The organism is Enterococcus sp. DIV1421a, from assembly GCF_051711025.1.
GTDB classification, from domain to species: Bacteria; Bacillota; Bacilli; order Lactobacillales; family Enterococcaceae; genus Enterococcus_B; species Enterococcus_B hirae.
Map to the genome: position 1 here is coordinate 658,394 of NZ_JBIOLU010000001.1, position 21,703 is coordinate 680,096.

A 21,703-nucleotide genomic window follows, 5' to 3' on the forward strand; every position below is an offset into this window, starting at 1 on the left:
GAGCCATGTCAGCTCTCGTTTTTTTGTACGAAGTGACAAGAAAACAGCCAGAACAGTTGCAAGTTTTTTCAAAAATAAAAGCTGTTCTAAAAGTTTTTCCTTTACTGATCAGGTCAAGTCGGTCTTTTTAGGTCTTTTACAAACTATAAATATTTCCATCCTGATCTTCGATTCGGTAGTTTCCGATCTTTTTGAAGGTAACGGATACTTCTTTACCATCTTCTTTACCAGAGATGGTATAAGTGTCTGCTTCGGTCTTGATCTTGATATCATTGAGTACTGTTTTTTCTTGAGAAGTACTTGCGGTATCTTTTTCAGTTCCTGTATAGGTACGTGTCAATTCCATTTTATGATCGCTAAAAATGATTTGCCCACTGACTAAATTCATGTCTTTGCGGACTTTTAATGAATAGTTACTGTTACTGATATCCTCTTTTTCAGCTTGTAGAGTCGATGAATCTGTCGTTTGGTCTGCTGAATTACCAGATCCACCGAATAGGCTGCATCCTGATAAAGTAAAACAGCTGACAAGCGAAAGAACCATGATGACTAATTTCTTCAAAATATTTCCTCCATTGTATGATACAGCTTTAACTACAAACGGTGTGAATCCTCTAGTCAACCAAGTTGGCTGGGTTTCTGTCGTTGCGTTTACTGTGACTAATAAATTAGTATAGCTTCTATTATAAGATTTAGGAATACTAGCTTTTGTCTATTCCATTGAAAAAAGGTGTTTATGTCTCTTCTATTCAATCTCATTTCTTTACAGATGTCAACTCCCCTTCAAAAGGACTGGTTTGCTCAGTACAGCAAATGAAGTAGGGGTGTACGAGTCGTTTCAACTAAATAAAACGTTTGCTAAATTAACTTGTAACTGGTGTAAACGTTTGCTATATTGAGTAGGGAACAAGTATTATTTAGCAAATAAACTGAACTCTTTAATAGAAGGTGTGAGTGGATGACAAATTATCAATTTCCAAGTAATTTTTGGTGGGGATCAGCCGCAAGTGGCCCACAAACAGAAGGTCGTATTGCTGGCGATGGTAAAGGAGAGAATATTTTTGATTATTGGTTTAGCCAAGAACCAGAAAAGTTCTTTGATCAAGTAGGTCCTGAAAAGACATCACAAGTGTACACGAAGTATAAAGAAGACGTTCAATTAATGAAACAAACTGGACACAATAGTTTTCGTACTTCGATCCAATGGAGTCGCCTGATTCCTGAAGGGACTGGCGAAGTGAACCAACAAGCTGTTGATTTTTACCATTCGTATTTCGATGAATTGATCGCTAATGGCATTGAACCATTTGTGAATTTATATCATTTTGATATGCCGATGCCTTTGCAAGAAAAAGGCGGATGGCTCAATCGGGAAACGGTTGAAGCGTATGAAAGGTATGCTAAGATTTGTTTTGAATTATTTGGGACGAAAATCAAAAAATGGTTTACCCATAATGAGCCAATCGTGCCAGTTGAAGCTGGGTATCTTTACCGTTGGCATTACCCGGAAGAGTCCGATATGAAAAAGGCGATCCAAGTAGGCTATCATGAAGCGCTGGCTTCTGCATTAGCCGTCAAAGCGTATCATTCCATGGCATTAGATGGCTCAATCGGAATCATTTTGAATCTAACACCAAGCTATCCTCGGGATGAAAACAACCCAGAAGATGTCAAAGCAGCTAAATTAGCTGATGCCTTTTTTAATCGTTCGTTTCTTGATCCAGCAGTTAAAGGTGAGTTCCCACCAGAATTGATCGCCATTGTGAAAGAATTAGACATGGTACCAGCGATGCAAGAAGATGACTTAGCGATCATTAAAGAAAATACCATTGACTTATTAGGGATCAATTATTACCAACCAAGAAGAGTCAAAGCAAAAGAAACACCGATTGATCATGAAAATGGACCAATGCCAGAAGATTATTTTGATAATTATGAAATGCCAAATCGTAAAATGAATCCTTATCGTGGTTGGGAAATTTATGAAAAGGGAATTTATGATATCTTAATCAATGTTCGAGACCATTATGGTAATATTGACTGTTTCATTTCTGAAAACGGTATGGGTGTTGAAAATGAAGCACGTTTTATCGAAGAAGATGGGATGATCCACGATGATTATCGCATTGAATTTGTCCAAGAACATCTAAAATATGTTCACCAAGCAATCGAAGAAGGTGCTAATTGCTTGGGGTATCATATGTGGACGTGTATGGATAACTGGTCGTGGACCAATGCTTACAAAAATCGTTATGGATTTATTTCCGTTGATTTAGCGAATGATGGTAAACGGACAATCAAAAAATCTGGTCACTGGTTTAAAAAACTATCTGATACCAACCAATTTACAATATAAAAAAGTCAACGTTCCTCTTGATCCGTTTAATAAACGGTCAAGAGGAATATTTTTGTTTGTTTGAAAAATTAGAATACAATGAAAACGCTTTTGAATATATATAAATAAAGAATGTTATTTGATATCTTTATAAAGTAAGTATGCTTTTTAAGTGATTTTTTTAGTTTTTATCAATTGTAACCGTTTCTATATGATTAAAATACGAACGTTATCTTTTTTTGGAGGAAGTGTGAGCAGATGGTTTTCTTTTCAAGATATTTACACAGAATTAAATCAATCTACACATAGAAGCGTTAGCATTGATTATAAGGTAGAAATTATTAACATTTGTAAAAAGAAATTTTATTACGTGAGGGGCTATGAAAAATGATTGAGGTTATCAATCTGAAGAAAGTATTCGATAATGGGTTTGAAGCACTGAAGTCTGTTGATTTTCAAATCGAAAAAGGGGATTTGGTTTGTTTGCTTGGCCCTAGTGGTTGTGGAAAATCAACGATTTTGAATTTGATTGCGGGGTTATTAAGCCCTAGTCATGGGGACATTCGTTTTAGTGGAGAGTCGGTGGTACGAACGGAACCGAAAGATCGGAATATTGGTTTTGTATTTCAAAATTATGCTTTATACCCGCATATGACTGTGGTTGAGAATATTATGTTTCCATTGACGGTTGGCGAAAATAAAATCAAAAAAGCGGAAGCTAAAAAAATATCACAGGAATATATGAAACTAACGAATATCGAAGAACTCCAAGATAAAAAACCAGGGACTTTATCAGGTGGACAACAACAACGTGTGGCTATTACACGAGCCTTAGTCCAGAAACCAGAAGTTTTATTATTAGACGAGCCCTTAAGTAATTTGGATGCACGCTTGCGATTAAAGATACGAGAAGAAATCCGTCGTTTGGTAAAAGAAGTTGGAATCACTACGATTTTTGTGACGCATGATCAAGAAGAAGCACTTTCGATTAGTGACAAAATCATTTTACTGAATGAAGGTGTGATTCAACAAAATGATATTCCGCAGAATTTATACTTAGACCCGGCTAACCTGTTTGTTGCCAATTTTATCGGTAACCCGATCATCAATACGTTACCGGTCGAGGTCAATGTTCGTGAAGGGAAAATCAGCCATACGGATTTTCAAATTCCTCTGACGAAACTGGAATCCGCTCAATTAAGAAAACCATTAGTGGATGGAAAATATATCTTAGGGATTCGACCAGAAGACGTTTTTCCAACGACTAACGGATTGTTCGAAGTACAAGTTTCTGGAGTTGAATTGATCGGACGTGAACAGATTTTGAATTTTTCGCTCGCTGCGAAACGTCTGAAATCGATCGTTAGTATTGAAAAGCTCATCGAGGAAGATACGGTACTCTCTTTTGATTTTCAGTACCATAAAATGTTTCTTTTCGATGAAGAAGGGGAGCGGGTGTACTAATGTTCAAAAAAGCATATGATCCAGAAAATCAACCGAAAGCTTGGTTCTTCTTACTGCCATCATTGGTCATTATTGTTTTGTTCAGTATCTATCCGTTGTTCCGTTCACTAGCGATGAGCTTTCAAAAAGGCTCCTTAATCAATCAACAATTTGCAGGAATTGAGAATTATCAGCGTGTGTTGTCAGACCCAGTCTTTATCAAAGCATTAAGAAACACCGCATTGTTTGCTTTTACAGTTGTTCCTATTTCATTGCTCCTTTCACTGGGAATCGCTTGGGTGATTTTTGAAAAAGTGAAACATAAGACTTTTTTTGAAACGATTTTTTTCATGCCTTATGTGACAAGTACGATTGCTATCGGGATCGTCTTTCGCTATTTTTTCAACGGGTCCTATGGGCTCATTAATTATTTGCTGAATTTTTTAGGATTTGAATCAATCAATTGGTTAGATAATGTTTCGATGAGTATGACAACGTTGATCATCTTTGGGGTTTGGACCAGTCTCGCATTCAATATCATTATCTTATTGGCTGGTTTAAGAAATATTGACGAAGAGCATTATAAAATCGCTCGAATGTTTGGAGCAGATGCTTGGGAGATTTTTAGTCGGATCACGTTTCCTCAATTGATCCCAACGATCACCTTCTTGTTGACTGTCAATATCATCGGAGCGTTTAAAGTCTATACTCAAGTCTATGCTTTGTTTGGTGGGCAGCCAGGGATCGCCAAAAGTGCTACGACAGCGGTCTTTTATATTTACGATAAATTCCACATCGCTGGTCGACCAGGGATCGCTATGGCGGCGACGGTCATTTTGTTCCTCGTCATTTTACTGATCACATTTATTCAAAATAAATTGTTGAAGAAAGTAGGGAGAAGAGGATGAAAAAAGTTGTTACAGGACTCTCATTGCTATTTATCGGAATTTTAGGGATCGTAACGATTTTTCCATTTATTTATATGATTTTAGCTGGGTTGATGACATATAGTGAGGCAACGAGTATTCCGCCAACCTTACTGCCAACATCATTTCAATGGGGAAATTATACGGAGGTATTTGCAAAAGCACCATTTTTACGTTATTTCTTCAATACCGTCTTTGTTTCGTTAGTAACTACGATCGCTACAGTCATCACATCTGTTTTAGCGGCTTTTGCGTTAACAAGTCTGGAATTTCGTTTTAAAAAATTGATTATCGGGATCATGATCTCATTACTAATGGTTCCTTATGAGTCCATTATTTTTACGAATTATAATACGATTTCACGAATGGGATTACTAAACAGCTATAGTGCATTGATCATTCCTTTCTTGACCAGTATTTTTTATATTTATTATTTGAACGGGTATTTAAAGAGTATTTCCAGTACCTTTTATAAAGCAGCTAAAATCGATGGTGCCAGTGATCTAGAGTATATTTGGAAAATTTTAGTGCCGATGTCTAAACCAGCACTAGTCACGGTGGGTATCTTGACGTTTATTTCAAGTTGGAATTCATTTTTATGGCCACTGCTTGTGACGAACGAGAAAAAATTCCGCCTGTTAAATAATGGTTTAGCCGCTTTTACCTCTGAAAGTGGGAGTGACGTTCATTTACAAATGGCGGCGGCGACGTTAACAGTTATCCCGATTTTGATTATTTATTTGATTTTTAGAAAAGAAATTATACGAGGAGTGGCGAAAAATGGAATCAAAGGATAAAACAGTGATTACTTTCCATAGTGGAATCTTAACGATCGGTGGAACGATCATTGAAGTTGCCTACCACGATTCACACATCTTTTTTGATTTTGGCACAGAGTACCGTCCAGAATTAGACTTAGCTGATGAATCTTTAAATACATTGCTTGAACATCGATTGATTCCTGACTTGAATGGATTATATGATCCAAGGCTGTTTGATCAAGTACAGCACATACAAGTAGGAGAAAGAGAGCCGTATCAGCATACAGCCGTTTTCTTATCTCACGCTCATTTGGATCATTCAAAAATGATCAATTATCTTGATCCAGCAATTCCTTTATACACTTTAAATGAAACGAAGCAAATCTTACATTCCCTTCATCGAAACAACGATTTCTTGATTCCTTCTCCTTTTGAAAAAGAAGGGTTTGTACGTGAAATGAATGGATTATCTCCTTATGAAACTGTCCAGATCGGAGAAATCAGTGTGGAGATACTACCAGTCGATCATGATGCGTATGGTGCAGCTGCTTTACTAATCAAAACGCCTGACCGATTCTTGACTTACACTGGTGACTTGCGTCTTCATGGATATGACCGGCAAATGACAGAAACGTTTTGTCAAAAATCATTTCAGACTGACTTATTGATGATGGAAGGCGTCAGCATCAGTTTTCCTGACCGAGAAATAAGCGAACAAACGCCAATTGCTACGGAAGAAGAGCTAGTTCAGCGCTTTTGTGAACTGGTCGATCAATATCCTAATCGTCAAATTACTTTCAATGGGTACCCAGCAAACCTTAAACGCTTTGAAATGCTGGTGAAACAATCCCCGCGAACGATGGTTTTAGAAGCGAATATGGCTGCATTAATGAAAGAAGTTCTAGGAATGGATGTGCCCTATTACTATTTAACGGATAGTCCAGTCATTCCGATTCTTCAGTCAGAATTAGAATATCCCTACGAAGTTTTACGCAACGATGAAACAACTTTTGTTTGGCAAGTCGTTGATAATATAGAAAACTTGCAAGGAGGAGGTTTATACATTCATAGTGATGCCCAACCATTGGGAGATTTTGATCCACAATATGCTGTCTTTTTAAAGATTTTAGCTGAAAAGCAAGTTGAATTTGTTCGATTATCGCTGTCTGGACACGCATTTCCAGCTGATTTAGCTGAAATCATCGACAAGATACAACCAAAAGTGTTAGTGCCGATCCATACGTTAAAACCTGAGAAATTAGTCAATCCTTATGGAGAAAGAATTTTGCCAAAACGTGGCGAACAAATTATTTTATAAGAGAAAAGGGAGAGTAAAAAAAAGATGAAAATGAAAAAATGGGTTTCTGTGTTTGTGGCTGCAGCAGCAGTATTTGCGTTAAGTGCTTGTGGAAAGAATGAAAAGGTAGATAGTTCAAGTGAGGATATCGTAACAGAAATCAATGAAAAGACAACGATCAACTTCTGGCATGCGATGAATGGTGCGCAAGAAGAAGCATTAACTAAACTTACAGATGACTTCATGAAAGAAAATCCTAATATCAAGGTAGAGTTGCAAAATCAATCGCAATATTCGGATCTTCAAGCAAAAATCAATTCGACATTACCTTCACCTAAGGATCTGCCGACAATCACTCAAGCTTACCCAGGTTGGCTATGGAATGCTGCTCAAGATGAGATGTTAGTCGATTTAGACCCTTATATCGAAAATGATACGATTGGCTGGAAAGATCAGGAAGAAATCCGTGATTCATTATTAGAAGGTGCTAAAATTGATGACAAACAATATGGTATCCCTTTTAACAAATCAACGGAAATGCTTTTCTACAATGCGGATCTATTAAAACAATATGACGTTGAAGTACCGACGACACTAGCAGAATTAAAAGAAGCTTCAAAAACGATCTATGAAAAATCAGATGGGCAAGTGGTGGGTGCTGGGTTTGATTCATTGAATAACTACTATGCGATTGGTATGAAAAATCAAGGTGTTGATTTTGACAAAGACTTAGCTTTAGATGGGAAAGAATCACAAAAAGTGATCGATTACTATGCTGAGGGCGTCAAAGATGGTTATTTCCGAATTGCTGGATCGGATAAGTACTTGTCAGGTCCTTTTGCAAATGAACAAGTGGCAATGTTTGTTGGCTCGATTGCTGGAGAAGGTTATGTGAAAAAAGATACTGAAGGAAAATTTGAGTATGGCGTTGCGCCACGTCCTGAAAAAATCAATTTGCAACAAGGAACGGATATCTATATGTTCAGTAGTGCCAGTGCTGAAAAACGCACAGCTGCTTTTGAATATATGAAATTTTTAGCACAACCGGAAAACCAACTGTATTGGGCAAATATGACTGGTTATATGCCAATCGTTGAATCGGTTCTTGAAAGTGATGAATACAAGAATTCTACAGAAACAAAAGTACCACAATATTTAGAAGCAGCTACTTCTGATCTATTCTCGATCTCTGTGATTGAAAACGCAGATCCTGCTTATAATGAGGTACGTTCGATCATGGAAAACATTTTATCGAATACGAATCAAGATACGAAGAAACTGATAAAAGATTCCGTTCCTCAATTGGAAGATGCTTGGAATCAATAAACAATCGAACGAAAGAACGTTCAGAACGTTAGCTTGTTTGCTTTAGGCGGTTGAGACAAAAGTGTTTAACATCAAGAAATAAGAAGGAGTTTCCGAAATTTTCTTCTCAAATTTTGGGTCAATTTCGGCTTATTTTTCGAAGATGCTGCTTTTGTCTCGCTGTGAACAAGAGGTTGTGAGAGAAGCGTTTAGCTCCGAGCGGATAAGAGAGGATTTTTTAAAATAGTTCCTCATATTTTAGAAAATCATCGCTTATTGTTGAGGAGTTGATTCTTGAACGCCGTTTATTCGTTTTTAGAGAGACTAAAAGAGACTGAGGCAAGTTTTGGTTCAGTCTCATGAAATGGGAGACAAGTATGAAAATAACATTGTTAGCAACTAGTGACGTCCATGGGTATATCTATCCAACGAACTATGCGACGGATCAAGAACAACCTTATGGCTATGCTAAAATTGCCAGTAGGATAAAACAAATCAGAGAAACTAGCCCAGACCCTCTTTATGTCATTGATAACGGTGACTTCATTCAGGGGTCACCTTTTAGTTACTACTTAGCAAAACAACAAGATCACCACGTCTCAGAATTAACGAATGTCTTAAATGAAATGGATGTGGATGCTAGTATATTAGGAAATCATGAATTTAATTATGGCTTATCTTACTTAGAACAAGCTATCGCTAGTTATCATCATCCTGTCTTATCTGCTAATATTTTAACGAGCAAAGGCGATCCTTATTTTGGACAGCCCTATGTGATGATTGAAAAACAAGGGATCAAAGTGGCAATTTTAGGGTTGACCACGCAATATATTCCTCATTGGGAACAACCTGAAACAATTAAAGACCTACAATTTGTTTCTGCAGTTGAAGCAGCAAAACAATATGTACCTAAACTTAGAGAATTAGCAGATGTAGTGGTTGTAGCTTATCATGGTGGATTCGAGAAAGATTTAGAGACTGGCGAACCCACCGAAGCATTGACTGGCGAAAATGAAGGCTTCCAACTACTTCAAGAAGTAGCTGGGATGGATGCGTTGATTACTGGGCACCAACATCGAGTGATTGCTGCGAAGGTAAATAGTGTGCCGATTATCCAACCGGGCTATCGTGGCGAATTTTTAGGTAAAATCGAATTATCCTTGGAACGAACGGTTAATGGTTATCGTGTTTCGGACGGAAAAGCAGAACTGATTTCCTTAGTAACTGACGAGGCAGATGAAGACATTCTTTCACTTGTTCAAAAAACAGAAAATGAATTGCAAACATGGCTTGATCAACCAGTGGGAGAGGTACAAGGAGACATGAAAATCACTGATCCGATGCAAGCACGAATCGTGGAACATCCTTATATTGAGTTTATTAATCGGGTGCAAATGGCTGCCAGCGGAGTATCGATTTCTGGAACGGCTCTGTTCAACAATGAAGGTCAAGGATTCAATGAAACTATTACAATGAGAGAAATTATTACCAATTATATTTATCCTAATACTTTAGCAGTTCTTAAAATTACAGGGCAGGATCTAAGAGATGCCTTAGAACAAACAGCAAACTTCTTGGCAATAGAATCAGGCGAGATCGTATTTAATCCTGCGTTCATTGAACCTAAACCACAGTATTATAATTATGACATGTATGAGGGCATTGATTATGAGATCGATTTACGTCAACCAGTAGGGCAAAGGATCACTAAATTAGCCAGAGCAGGCAAACCGATCCATCCTGATGAAGAGCTGGAAGTAGTCATGAATCAGTACAGAGCGGTCGGTGGTGGGAATTATCACATGTTCTCTGCCAATAAAATCATTCGTGAAATCCAAATCGATATGACTGAACTGATTGCTGATTATTTAAGAAAACATCAACAAATTCATGCTGAAGTAAATCATAACTTTCGGGTAATCAAGTAAACAAGGGGGACAGAAATTAGTGAAATCTGTCTATTCAAGTCTATTCAAGAAAAGAGCAAGCCAAAACGAAGGTAAATAAATCGAAGCATGCAATTAACAAAATTGTTTATCAAAACTAATCCAAAAGGTAATTGTTGTAAATGATTAACAGTCTCAAGTGTTGTAAGTTTCAGGTTATTTTCAATGTACGTATAACGTTTTTTTGGTGAAAGTATGTTCTTAGAAACGTTCTAAATTTGCTTTACTATAAATTTAGTTACAACCTTTTTTATAAAACGATCCATCAGTATGGGTTATTTATAAAAAAATTTTCGTTATTTAATATCTTTTTTTACTTTTTTGTCTTTACTCTTCATTTTTTGTATATAATGGAATAGGCAAATTTGAATGGGAGTGGAGAAAGGTATGAGAAAAAAACGTCCTTTTCTTCTCTTTTGGTTAGTTGGTTTTTTCTTACTGCTTTTTTTATCAGCCGCAGTTTCAGGAAAAATGACAGCAGATATCGCTCAACTAGAAACAGAAAAAATCATTGCAAGTAAAGAATCAGTAGATAAATTTAAAAAAGAATTTTCTACTTATTGGTGGAAGGATTACAAGATAGTAGCCAACTATGATAAGGGAGAATTAGAGCTTTATTTGCCAAAAGACAAGGAAAGTAATCAGTTTATCAATATTGATGATGTCTTAAGTGCTATTTCGTTAAGACAATATCAATTCAACGATAAACATTTGACCGTCTTACTTTTAACCAATGACGGAGAAAAACTAGCTCGATTAAAGAACGGAAAAGTAATAACCAGCTATTCAGATAAGGTGAATCGTGAGGTTGTTAGTACCCGTCTGAAAGATTGGATAAAAATGAATAAAGAAGTCAAAGAAAATTCTGATACGACTCAGGTTGAGCCGACTCAGGAAAGTTCTTCTGAACATTCGGAAACAATTCAAAGTACGACCCAAAGTAAGTCCAAGACGCAATCGAGTCGTACAACTAAAAATAGCACAAAAAACAGCAAAGCAAGTCAGCAACAGAAGGCAAAGTAACACGAGTATTTTAGTAAGAGTACGCAAACTGTGAAATAGATGGGGCAACACGTCTTTTCCAGCTCAAGTACTGAAAGGTGCATGATAGTCATTCGTTTGAAATGATGGAAGTTCATTTGTTTTTACTAAGTTACTGTTTTTTGCTGAATCTTTGACTGATTGTTCTTGCTTCATTCGATAACTAGAACTATTGTAGTTCAGGTTGACCAAAACAAAAACAGCTAACAAAAACTCCTCAAGATGGACATATTTAGTCTGAGGGGTTCTTTTTTTTGGCATAGATATCCATAATTGCTCCCTTCATTTCTAAAAAAAATCTTAAAATAACCCTTTTTTTAGGAAATTTTCATTTTTTAGGAGCAGAATAAAAAAAAATAAAAGAGAGAAGTGATACTTGTGACACATTTGAAAAAATTGTGCCAAAATCGTTTGCTGATTGTTTTGACAGCTAGTTTTTTCTTTTGGCTGAAAACGATCTTTGCCTATTACGTTGATTTTTCATTGGGCGTTGAAGGCAGCATCCAATACTTTATTCTGTGGATTAATCCAATTGCAACGACATTGTTGTTTTTTGGTTTAGCATTATATATAAAAAAATTGAAACCCGCATTGATTGTTCTTTTAATCATTGATATTTTAAATACGCTTTTGCTTTATTTGAATATTATTTTTTATCGAGAATTTACAGATTTCGTGACCGTAAAGTCTATTCTAGGCTTTTCTAAAGTTTCACAAGGTTTATCAGGAAGTTCCTTTGCATTAATGAGACCTCATGACATTTTGTATTGGTTGGATATATTAGTATTTGTAGGACTCATCATCTGGATGTTTGTTAAAAAAATACCAGTAAAAAGTCCTGCAGTCTCTAAACCAGTGGCGATCGCAGTCACTTGTCTGTCAGCGTTGATTTTTTCAGGAAATTTAGCGCTTAGTGAAGCAAATCGTCCCCAATTGTTGCAACGGACGTTTGACCGTTCTTACATCGTCAAATATTTGGGAATCGATGCCTATACTATTTACGATGCTATCAAAACAGGGATGACAAGCAGTGTTCGTGCGCATGCAAGTAGTAATGGTGTGGAAGAAGTGAGAAAATACACCGAAAATCATTATGCTGCTCCCAATCCAGCAACATTTGGCGTGGCTAAAGGGAAAAACATCATTGTCTTGCATTTAGAAAGCTTCCAACAATTTCTAATCAATATGAAGGTAGATGGTCAAGAAGTAACGCCATTCTTAAATAGTATCTATAAGAATCAATCAACGATCAGCTTTGATAATTTCTTCCATGAAGTTGGGCAAGGAAAAACAAGTGATGCAGAAAATATGTTAGAGACGGGAACTTTTGGTTTACCACAAGGTTCTTTGTTTACCGAGCTAGGTTCAGATAACACGTTCCAAGCTGCTCCAGCAATCTTGGCGCAACAGCAAGGCTATACGAGCGCGGTTTTCCATGGGAATGTCGGGAGCTTCTGGAACCGAGATCATGTGTATAAAAATTTAGGCTATGACAACTTCTTTGATCGTTCTTATTTCAATAGTTCAGATGAAACGTTGGGATATGGTATTTTAGATAAGGACTTATTCAGAGAATCAGCTAAATATTTGGAACATTTACAACAACCGTTCTATACTAAGTTTCTTTCGGTAACCAATCATACGCCATACTATACAGACGATAAACATTTTAATTTCCCATCATTGAAGACTGGCAATAGCAGAGTAGATGATTACGTCCGGACAGCTCATTATTTAGATCAATCGTTGGAACAATTCTTTACGTATTTGAAAAAATCCGGTATCTATCAAAATTCGATGTTTGTCATCTACGGAGATCATTTTGGAATATCCAATACGGATAATAAAGACTTGGCGAAAGCCTTAGGAAAAGACCCTGCTACTTGGGATGATTTTGATAATGCTCAAATGCAGCGAGTGCCATTGATGTTCCACATTCCAGGTTATAAAAAAGGTGAGATCAATCATGAATATGGTGGCGAAATTGATGTGTTACCTACCCTGTTACACTTAGTAGGAATCAATGATAAAGACTATATCCATTTTGGTACAGATTTGCTTTCACCACAGCATGATCAGTTGGTTGCCTTTAGAAATGGTAATTTTGTGACACCTAAATATACCGTTTTAGATGGAAAAACTTATAATAACCAAACAGGGGAAATCATTGATCCTAAAAAAGCTGGTATCCAAAAAGAAGTGGAAAAAGATCAGAATCAAGTCAAAACGGCTTTAAGTTTATCTGATAAGTTGAATCAAGAGAATCTATTACGTTTCTATGTACCAGATAACTTTAAAACGATTGATCCCAAAAAGTATGATTATAAAAATGATGCAGAGAAAAATGAAACCATTGAAAAACAAAAAGGAAGCAAGTCCACGAGTGTTTATTCTAAAAATGGAAATAAAACAACGACTAACCTTTACCCTGCAGAAACAGATGAGAATAATTAAATGAATAGTTGATAAAACTTCCAAAAAAGTCGATTTGTTTTCACTTTTTTGGAAGTTTTTTTTATATAATTCGTAAACTTTTTTATTTTAGCGTATGTAATTAGTGAAGGAAACAAATTTTTTACAGCGATTCTTTTGGAAGTGAAAAATCCGAGGAAATTTGGATAGGTGTAAAAAATGATGGCTGAATTCAGTTGAATCAAATAAAAATAGAAAAGGAAAATAGGATAAACTTGTCAGCTATAGGTTGACCGAAGAATAAAAATCAGAAACAACAAGGAGGGGAAACGTTTAATCAAAACAACAACTGGCAATGAACGAACATGTACATATAGAAGCACAGATCCAAGCAGCTAATTTATTTTTCAACACTTTGGCTAAACATTTCTTATCATACAAACGGTCATGTGATACGTGTTGTAGAAGTGTTACAAGAAGGATGAAAGATCAACTGTTTCGTACATGGCACTCACTCAGTTATTGGTTTTGGTAACGATCAATTATGTATGATGGAGAATTAATCAAGCAACTTCGAGTGAATCGAAAGTTGACACAAACACAGTTAGCAAAGGGAATCTGTTCTAAAACATCTCTAGTAGGAATCGAAAATCATACCGTAAAGAAGATCTCTTTTTGTACACTAAAAGCCTTCTTGGAACGCTTAAATATTTCTTTGGCCGAATATGAATGGTTACGTAATCAGCTTGAAGAACCCAAAAAAACGAAGAAAAGTCGGCATCTTTTAAATAAAATCCAAGAAGAGAACTTTGATCCTTATAAGGAAATCGCCAACAACCGAAAGCAATATAAAAAAACAGCTGATTTATACTATTTAATGTTAAATCTACAGATGTTTTGGCAGACGAATGGAAAAATGGAGTTGCAATTAGAATTTCTAGGATATGAGTGTCGTACGATTGAAGAATACTTTATGAAAATCAGGGAATATGGTCATTTTGAGTTAGACATTCTTTCCAAGTATCCCTATATTTTCAGTGATTCATTTCTAGACAATCATTACTTGAAAATCAAAAAAAGAATGCGACAAATGACCGATTCTTTGAATGAAGACTATTTATTTACATTTTTAATGAATCTCACGCTTTATTATATCGATAAAAAACGTTTCAAAAAAGCGCGTAGTATCAACCTCGATATGTCTCGCAGTTTGGCACACAAAGAAAAATCAACAATCATTTATGAAAGTTTGATGACAGAATACTACAGAAAGCTGATTGCACAAGCCTTAGGTGAGCCACTTTCAAAAGAGCTGAATACTTTTTTTACGGTCATCGAATATACCCTAGGCAAGAAAGAGCGCAAACGTCTTGAAGAGAAACTCTTGGAAGTGATAAAAGAAGAAGAGAAAAAAATAATGCTGTTTGAACAGATTGCCAAGATAGAACAAGAATAAGTAAGACAAGTGAATAAGAGTAGAAAAGACCTTGCAACAATCATTGACTAAACGAACTGTCAGGTACTTTTCTGCTCTTTCACTCAACTATCAGTAAGAGCAAATCTGTTTGGTCATTCAGGATGAACGATCTCAGATTTTTGCTTTTTTGTATCGAATAATGGGAAAAAACGATTGATTTCATTGGTTGCAGCATCTCTTGAATCAGATGCATGAATGATATTTTCAGTTCCAGGTAAGGCATAATCTCCACGAATCGTTCCAGGAACAGCATCTACAGCTTTAGTTGCACCGACCATCTTACGGACGATATCGATGACATCCTCTCCAGCTAAAACAAGATAGACTACTGGTCCCGAGGTCATATAATCAATCAATTCATCGAAAAAGCTCCGACCACTTAAGTGATGATAATGCTCTTGTGCGAGTTCTTTTGTCATTGTTGCAAACTTCATTTCAGTAATTGCTAATCCTTTTTCTTCAAATCGTTGGATGATCCGCCCAATTAAATGACGTCTGACACCATCCGGTTTGATAATGACCAATGTACGTTCCATCTGATACACCCCTTTTTTTGTTATACCTTTATTATACTGGTGTCTGAGTAAACCCACAATCAAAGTGAAAAAGCTGATCAACATACGAGCTATTAAGTACAATAAGAATTTTCTAACCCCATCAATCAAAAACAATTTATTTACCATAAATGTTTGGAAAAAGCAAAAAATAAGTTTGACAATCGGTGCATAAGTTGTTATATTTACGAAGGAAAACTAAATAGGATTTGTTAGGTGAGGCTCCTATACAAACACAGGCTACTGCCCAAAAACGTCGAGAGACGCCAATGGGTAGAACAGGAATTGTCGAGACAAGGCTTTTCATAAGGTAGCTAAAAGCAAGGAATTGCTTTTTACGTTGTACAGTGTCAAAACTCAACGATGAGATCAAAGAAGCTTTTTTTTATGTGCTTTTTCGACCTTTCGCTGAATTTTTGATGAAAGGTCTTTTTGTGTTGAAACAATCCTAACAAACAAAAAATGGAGGTGGTTTCGTTGGGAAGTTGATGCTTTTAAAACGAAAGAGAAACAAGAACAATTCTATCAAGTTAAAGGAGATGAGAACAAATGGATGACAGTCCTGCGAAGAAAATAATGCGAGAGAAATTGCTGGCTGAGGCTATTATCTATCTGTTTTCAGCCCCTTTAAATACAGCATTTTCTCCATTACTCAACTAACTAAAAATAACCCAGCTTAAATAAGTGTTGCTTATATTTACTGGGTCTAAGGAGAAAAATGAGATGGAAAAAAAGAGAGATACACAAAAAATGTATGCTGCATTTGCAGGAAAGACAAAACAAGAATTATTGAACTTCTTTCATTCGACTGATCAAGGAATGAAAGACGAACAAATTGAAGAATCAAGAGAAAAATATGGTGAAAATTCAATCTCTTATGGGAAGAAAACACCCTTTATTGTAGAAGCTTTAAAAGCTTATATTACACCATTCACCTTGGTATTGATTGCACTCGGAGTGATTTCATTTATCACAGAATACGTGTTAGCCGCTCCTGGGGATAAAGATTTATTTGGAGTAATTATCATCTTTACGATGGTCATCGTCAGTGGAACGATGACGTTGGTTCAATCTGTTCGCTCTAACCAAGCCGCAGAAAAATTAAAATCATTGGTAAAAGTAACCGCAGCAGTTAAACGTAACGGTGATTATACTGAGATTCCAATGGAAGAAATCGTTTGTGGAGACCTTGTTCGATTATCAGCAGGTGATATGATTCCTGCAGATATGCGCCTGTTGTCAGCCAAAGATTTATTTATTTCACAAGCTGCCTTAACTGGTGAAAGTTACCCTGTCGAAAAGCAAGCGATTGTTTACGATGATGAGACTTTGAGTGAAACTAGTTATGAAAATTTGGCTTTTATGGGAAGTAACGTTATCAGCGGGAGTGCTGAAGGTATTATTGTATCTGTTGGTAATGAAACATTATTTGGACATGTGGCTCAAACGCTCTCTGAAAAGCCGATCAAATCAAGCTTTGAAATTGGTATTCATAAAACATCCATGTTATTGATCAAATTCATGGCTTTAATGGCACCAACAGTTATCGTTATCAATGGGTTGACTAAAGGGGATTGGCTGGAAGCTTTTCTATTCGGTTTATCTGTAGCAGTCGGTCTTACACCTGAAATGTTACCAATGATTGTTACTACGAACTTAGTTAAAGGTGCTAGTGTGATGGCGAAAAAAGGAACGGTCATCAAAAATTTGAATGCGATCCAAAACTTTGGTGCGATCGACGTGTTATGTACGGATAAAACTGGGACATTGACTCAAGATAAAATCATTTTAGAATACCACATGGATTGTTCTGGTAAAGAAGATGATCGTGTTTTACGCCATGCGTATTTAAATAGTTACTATCAAACAGGATTAAAAAATCTGTTGGATGTAGCAATTATTGATGAAGCCAAACAAACATTAGCAACCGATAAAATCAATTACCGCAAAGTGGATGAAATTCCATTTGACTTTGAACGTCGTCGGATGAGTGTCGTTGTAGAGGACACCGCAGGTAAAACACAAATGATTACCAAAGGTGCGATCGAAGAGATGTTGAGTATCTCTAATTACATCGACATTGATGGGATCGTTAGTCCATTAACCAATGAAAAAAGAGAATCAGTTCTTGCAAAAGTGAGAGATTTAAATGAAGATGGTCTACGTGTAATCGGAGTGGCCCAAAAAACAAACCCAAGCGTAGTTGGCGAATTTTCAGTGAAAGATGAATCAGATATGGTATTGATTGGATACCTTGCTTTCCTTGATCCTCCAAAAGAAACGACGAAACAAGCACTAAAAGCATTGAAAGATCATGGTGTCGCAGTCAAAGTCTTAACTGGTGATAATGAATTAGTCACTCGTTCGGTTTGTCGTCAAGTGGGTCTGGAAATTAATGAATTGATCACTGGCGAAAAGATTTCAGAAATGGATGATCGCGAATTAGCACAAGTTGCTGAAAATCATGAAGTATTTGTTAAATTGAATCCTCAACAAAAGGCTCGTTTAACGACTGCTTTACGGCAAAATGGCCATACCGTGGGCTTTTTAGGTGATGGTATCAATGATGCACCGGCAATGAAAGTAGCGGATATCGGTATTTCGGTTGATACAGCAGTAGATATCGCAAAAGAATCAGCCGATGTGATCTTACTAGAAAAAGATTTAACGATTTTAGAAAGAGGTCTTTTATCTGGTCGAGAAACATTTGGGAACATCATGAAATACATCAAGGCAACTGCAAGTTCAAACTTTGGGAATATGTTCTCTGTCTTAGTTGCCAGCACATTCTTACCATTTTTACCAATGTTGCCACTGCAAATTCTCTTTTTGAATTTGATTTACGATGTGTCTTGTATCTCACTTCCATGGGATAAAATGGATAAAGAATATCTACATGAGCCTAAAAAATGGGAAGCATCAAGCATTGGGAAATTTATGGTGTATTTTGGACCTACGAGTTCGATTTTTGATATCACTACCTACTTATTGATGTACTTTATCATTTGTCCAGCAGTTGTAGGTGGAGATTTCCATACATTAGATGCACAACAAAAGATCGTATTTATTGCGTTGTTCCATGCAGGTTGGTTCGTTGAATCATTATGGTCACAAACATTAGTCCTACACGCACTACGGACACCAAAGATTCCATTTATTCAAAGCAATGCGACATTTGCGATGTTTACGATTACGACATTAGGAATCGTTGTAGGTTCGATTCTGCCATTTACAGGCTTTGGTGCAGAACTAGGTTTGATGCCGTTACCAGGAACTTACTGGACTTGGTTAGTCGTAACGATTTTAGCTTACTTGACATTAGTGACAATGGTCAAAAAATTCTATATTAAAAAATTTGGTGAACTATTGTAATGGTTGATGAATACCATTTAAAAAGAGGTTGTGAAGTCATCGGGTAGCTCCAAAGTCAATAAGAAAGAATTTTTTGAAACAGCTTCTCATGTTTTGAAAAATTCAGGCTTATTGCAAGGAGTTGATGAATGAACACCGTGAAAAAGAGGTTGTGAAGTCATCGGTTAGCTCCGAAGACAATAAGAAAGAATTTTTTTAAAACAGCTTCTCATGTTTTGAAAAATTCGGGCTTATTGCAAGGAGTTGATGAATGAACACCGTTTACCCGTCCGTTCTCACCTCTAATCATGAGTTCGGGGCACTTCAAAAGTGCCTCGGACTCATTTTTTTCTACACCTTTCATTTTATTATGAAAGGAAAATATGATTCGTTCTGTGCAAATAACAATGAAACATGCTAAACTATGGATATTGTTTTCTGAAAGGAATAGTGAAAAATGAAAGGCGCAATATTTGATTTAGATGGACTATTAGTTGACACGGAGAAAACTTATCGTGATGGTTGGTTATGGGGATTCCAACAGTATGATTTAGCGATTCCCAAAGAAGTAGTAGATGCTTGGGGAGGTAAAAACTGGAAGCAAAGTTTTGACATTTTAGTGAAAGCAGCTGGAAGCCCTGAAAAAGTTCAAGAAGTTCGTGCCAAGCGTGAAAAATATTTTTATCAACAGCTTCATAACGGTGGGATACAATTAAAACCCTATGCGAAAGAAGTTTTAGCTGAATTAAAAAAACGAGACTTACGACTTGGATTAGCAACAACGACAGTTACTAAAAGAGCGACTGATATCTTAGCCCAATTTGATTTGGCTAATTATTTTGATACGATGACATTCGGTGATGAAGTAAGTGAAAACAAGCCTTCACCTGTTCCTTACTTAACCGCTTTAGAAAGAACAAAATTAGTTGCTTCAGAAGCATTTGCAGTGGAAGATTCTTTAGTTGGAGCTACTTCTGCTTCCCGAGCTGGGATGGGCGTTGTTTTAATTCCAGATACTAGTTTTGAACGAAATTATACAGCAGAAGAAAAAGAAAAATTAAATTTACTTGCTGAAGGAAACGACTTACGAACTGTTATTGAAATGTTAGATAAAAAAACAACAAAATAATTCAATCATTTTTTTGTAAACTTCTTCCTTGACTTTTAATTATGAGTACGGTAAATTATTCGCAACAACTAAATAAGTTTATTCGTTGATAAGGAAAGTAAACTTGAACGATTTCTTAGAGAGGCTCTGTTTGGTGAAAAGAGTCAAATCCGCAAAGTTGAAAATGGCCTTGGAGAATAATTTGTCGATAAGTAGATAAATTCGGTCGTCGTTCAACCGTTAAACTGAACCCCAATCTCTCAGGAATGAGACGTTGGCTAGAGGGAAGGAAACTTCCGAATAAAGGTGGTACCACGATTCGTCGTCCTTTTACTAACATTTTTTGTTGGTAAGAGGATTTTTTTTATATATTTTTTTGCAATGATGTAGTAAGTACAGTTGGAAATCTTTTAACAGAGAGCTTCGGGAGCTGAGAAGAAGCAAAGAGGAACGATTGGAAAATGGCTACTGAGCATTTTACCCCAAGCATTTTGTGAGGCGGTAACGGCTGCGACCGGTATCTCGCTAGAGTATGTTTGTACTTGAAGAGGAGCGACATGTGAATGTGGCTTGAATATGAGGTGGTAACACGCAAAAAGGCGTCCTCAAGGAAATGATTGAGTTCATTTTCTTGAGGATGCCTTTTTTATTATACAACAAGGAGGAGAACGAATGATTGAGTTAAAAAATATCAGTGTCCATTTTGAGCAAAAAGGTAAAGACATCCCAGCTGTCAATGAAGTGAATTTATCAGTTGCTCAAGGAGATGTCTATGGCATTGTGGGCTACTCTGGGGCAGGAAAAAGCACATTAGTTCGTGTGATGAATTTCTTACAGAAACCAACGAAGGGGGAAGTAATCATCCAACAGACGAATTTAGGTGATCTCACACCAAAAGAATTAAGAAAAGAACGGAAAACGATTGGTATGATTTTTCAACATTTCAACTTAATGGAAAGTCGCACAATTTTTGACAACGTTGATTTCTCCTTAAAGTATACTGGGAAATCAAAACAGGAACGTCGTCAGAAAGTAAGTGACTTACTGGATTTAGTAGGGTTAAAGGAAAAAGCTTCTGCCTATCCCAACCAATTATCTGGAGGACAGAAACAACGAGTAGCGATTGCGAGAGCTTTAGCAAATGATCCCAAAATATTGCTTTGTGATGAAGCGACGAGTGCCCTTGATCCAAAAACGACTCATCAAATTCTAGCGTTGCTCAAAAAATTAAATCGCCAATTAGGATTAACGATCGTCTTGATCACCCACGAAATGCAAGTAGTGAAAGAAATTTGTAATAAAGTGGCGGTGATGGAAGCTGGACGAATCATCGAAAGTGGAAGTAGTGTTCAAATTTTTAGTCATCCAAAAGAAGAACTAACGAAAGATTTTATACGTACAGCGACTCACTTAGATCAAGCATTGGAAAAGATTACTGGACAGCAAGGCTTTGCAGAAGAGCTTACGGATAAATGGCTAGTTGAACTGAGTTATGTGGGGAGCCAAACGAATGAACCATTGATTGCCCAGTTGTATAGCAAATACCAAGTAACAGCAAACATTCTTTATGGCAATATCGAATGGCTGCAAGAAACACCGATAGGTAGCTTGGTGGTAACTTTAGCGGGAGATAGCATTCAAAAACAAAAAGCTCTAGATTATTTGATCCAATTAGGTGTCAAAGTCAATCTCTTACAAAAACATGAAACACAAGAAAGAAGCAAACTCGTTGAAGGAGGCGTTTAAG

16 protein-coding genes, 1 riboswitch and 2 other annotated features are annotated in these 21,703 nt (G+C 36.6%); of the genes, 13 read left to right on the plus strand and 3 right to left on the minus strand.

Annotated elements, in window-relative coordinates:
- Window positions 1-136: 136 nt before the first annotated feature.
- Window positions 137-562 (minus strand): hypothetical protein, encoded by a 426-nt coding sequence (locus tag IGK21_RS03115; RefSeq protein ID WP_438718891.1) that lies wholly within the window; start codon window positions 560-562, stop codon window positions 137-139.
- Between the two features lie 396 nt (window positions 563-958).
- Between IGK21_RS03115 and IGK21_RS03120 the strand changes: the two genes are divergently transcribed.
- The 8 genes from IGK21_RS03120 (at window position 959) to IGK21_RS03155 (ending at window position 11,036) form a co-directional block, all read left to right on the plus strand.
- Window positions 959-2,356, plus strand: coding sequence for a glycoside hydrolase family 1 protein (locus tag IGK21_RS03120; RefSeq protein WP_010738342.1), 1,398 nt, complete (start codon window positions 959-961; stop codon window positions 2,354-2,356).
- A gap of 366 nt (window positions 2,357-2,722) precedes the next feature.
- Window positions 2,723-3,799, plus strand: coding sequence for an ABC transporter ATP-binding protein (locus IGK21_RS03125; protein WP_010738341.1), 1,077 nt, complete (start codon window positions 2,723-2,725; stop codon window positions 3,797-3,799).
- Window positions 3,799-4,686 (plus strand): carbohydrate ABC transporter permease, encoded by an 888-nt coding sequence (locus IGK21_RS03130; RefSeq protein ID WP_010719920.1) that lies wholly within the window; start codon window positions 3,799-3,801, stop codon window positions 4,684-4,686. Before IGK21_RS03125 ends, IGK21_RS03130 begins: the two co-directional genes overlap by 1 nt.
- Window positions 4,683-5,501: a carbohydrate ABC transporter permease gene (locus tag IGK21_RS03135; protein WP_010738340.1), complete on the plus strand. Its 819-nt coding sequence runs from the start codon at window positions 4,683-4,685 to the stop codon at window positions 5,499-5,501. The genes IGK21_RS03130 and IGK21_RS03135 overlap by 4 nt, the downstream gene beginning before the upstream one ends.
- Window positions 5,485-6,783 (plus strand): MBL fold metallo-hydrolase, encoded by a 1,299-nt coding sequence (locus IGK21_RS03140; RefSeq protein ID WP_010738339.1) that lies wholly within the window; start codon window positions 5,485-5,487, stop codon window positions 6,781-6,783. The genes IGK21_RS03135 and IGK21_RS03140 overlap by 17 nt, the downstream gene beginning before the upstream one ends.
- Window positions 6,784-6,807: 24 nt before the next feature.
- A complete protein-coding gene (locus IGK21_RS03145) occupies window positions 6,808-8,088 on the plus strand; it encodes an extracellular solute-binding protein (RefSeq protein WP_181914831.1) in 1,281 nt (426 codons plus the stop codon).
- A gap of 356 nt (window positions 8,089-8,444) precedes the next feature.
- Window positions 8,445-9,995 carry a bifunctional metallophosphatase/5'-nucleotidase gene (locus IGK21_RS03150; protein WP_034699735.1) on the plus strand — a complete coding sequence of 517 codons (1,551 nt, stop codon included), beginning with the start codon at window positions 8,445-8,447 and terminating at the stop codon, window positions 9,993-9,995.
- Between the two features lie 405 nt (window positions 9,996-10,400).
- On the plus strand, window positions 10,401-11,036 hold the full coding sequence (locus tag IGK21_RS03155) for a hypothetical protein (RefSeq protein WP_034699736.1): 636 nt from the start codon (window positions 10,401-10,403) through the stop codon (window positions 11,034-11,036).
- Window positions 11,037-11,099: 63 nt separating this feature from the next.
- Here the strand turns inward: IGK21_RS03155 and IGK21_RS03160 are convergent, their stop codons facing one another.
- Window positions 11,100-11,315, minus strand: coding sequence for a hypothetical protein (locus tag IGK21_RS03160; RefSeq protein ID WP_010719914.1), 216 nt, complete (start codon window positions 11,313-11,315; stop codon window positions 11,100-11,102).
- Window positions 11,316-11,432: 117 nt separating this feature from the next.
- Between IGK21_RS03160 and IGK21_RS03165 the strand changes: the two genes are divergently transcribed.
- Window positions 11,433-13,508 (plus strand): LTA synthase family protein, encoded by a 2,076-nt coding sequence (locus IGK21_RS03165; RefSeq protein WP_034699739.1) that lies wholly within the window; start codon window positions 11,433-11,435, stop codon window positions 13,506-13,508.
- Between the two features lie 502 nt (window positions 13,509-14,010).
- Window positions 14,011-14,922, plus strand: coding sequence for a helix-turn-helix domain-containing protein (locus IGK21_RS03170; RefSeq protein WP_081127822.1), 912 nt, complete (start codon window positions 14,011-14,013; stop codon window positions 14,920-14,922).
- A gap of 113 nt (window positions 14,923-15,035) precedes the next feature.
- Here IGK21_RS03170 and ndk read toward each other — a convergent pair whose 3' ends face one another.
- The gene (ndk, locus tag IGK21_RS03175; protein ID WP_010719910.1) at window positions 15,036-15,479 is read right to left on the minus strand and encodes a nucleoside-diphosphate kinase; all 444 of its coding nucleotides are present in this window, start codon (window positions 15,477-15,479) and stop codon (window positions 15,036-15,038) included.
- Window positions 15,480-15,698: 219 nt separating this feature from the next.
- Window positions 15,699-15,873, plus strand: a riboswitch (M-box (ykoK) riboswitch).
- A gap of 347 nt (window positions 15,874-16,220) precedes the next feature.
- Here ndk and mgtA point away from each other — a divergent pair.
- The 3 genes from mgtA (at window position 16,221) to IGK21_RS03190 (ending at window position 21,702) form a co-directional block, all read left to right on the plus strand.
- On the plus strand, window positions 16,221-18,869 hold the full coding sequence (gene mgtA / locus IGK21_RS03180) for a magnesium-translocating P-type ATPase (protein WP_010738332.1): 2,649 nt from the start codon (window positions 16,221-16,223) through the stop codon (window positions 18,867-18,869).
- Between the two features lie 436 nt (window positions 18,870-19,305).
- Complete coding sequence (locus tag IGK21_RS03185) at window positions 19,306-19,977, plus strand: HAD family hydrolase (protein ID WP_034699744.1); 672 nt, start codon at window positions 19,306-19,308, stop codon at window positions 19,975-19,977.
- 76 nt (window positions 19,978-20,053) lie between these two features.
- Window positions 20,054-20,289 (plus strand) — a binding site (T-box leader).
- Between the two features lie 39 nt (window positions 20,290-20,328).
- Window positions 20,329-20,566: a binding site (T-box leader), on the plus strand.
- A gap of 62 nt (window positions 20,567-20,628) precedes the next feature.
- A complete protein-coding gene (locus IGK21_RS03190; protein WP_034699746.1) occupies window positions 20,629-21,702 on the plus strand; it encodes a methionine ABC transporter ATP-binding protein in 1,074 nt (357 codons plus the stop codon).
- Window position 21,703 lies beyond the last annotated feature (1 nt).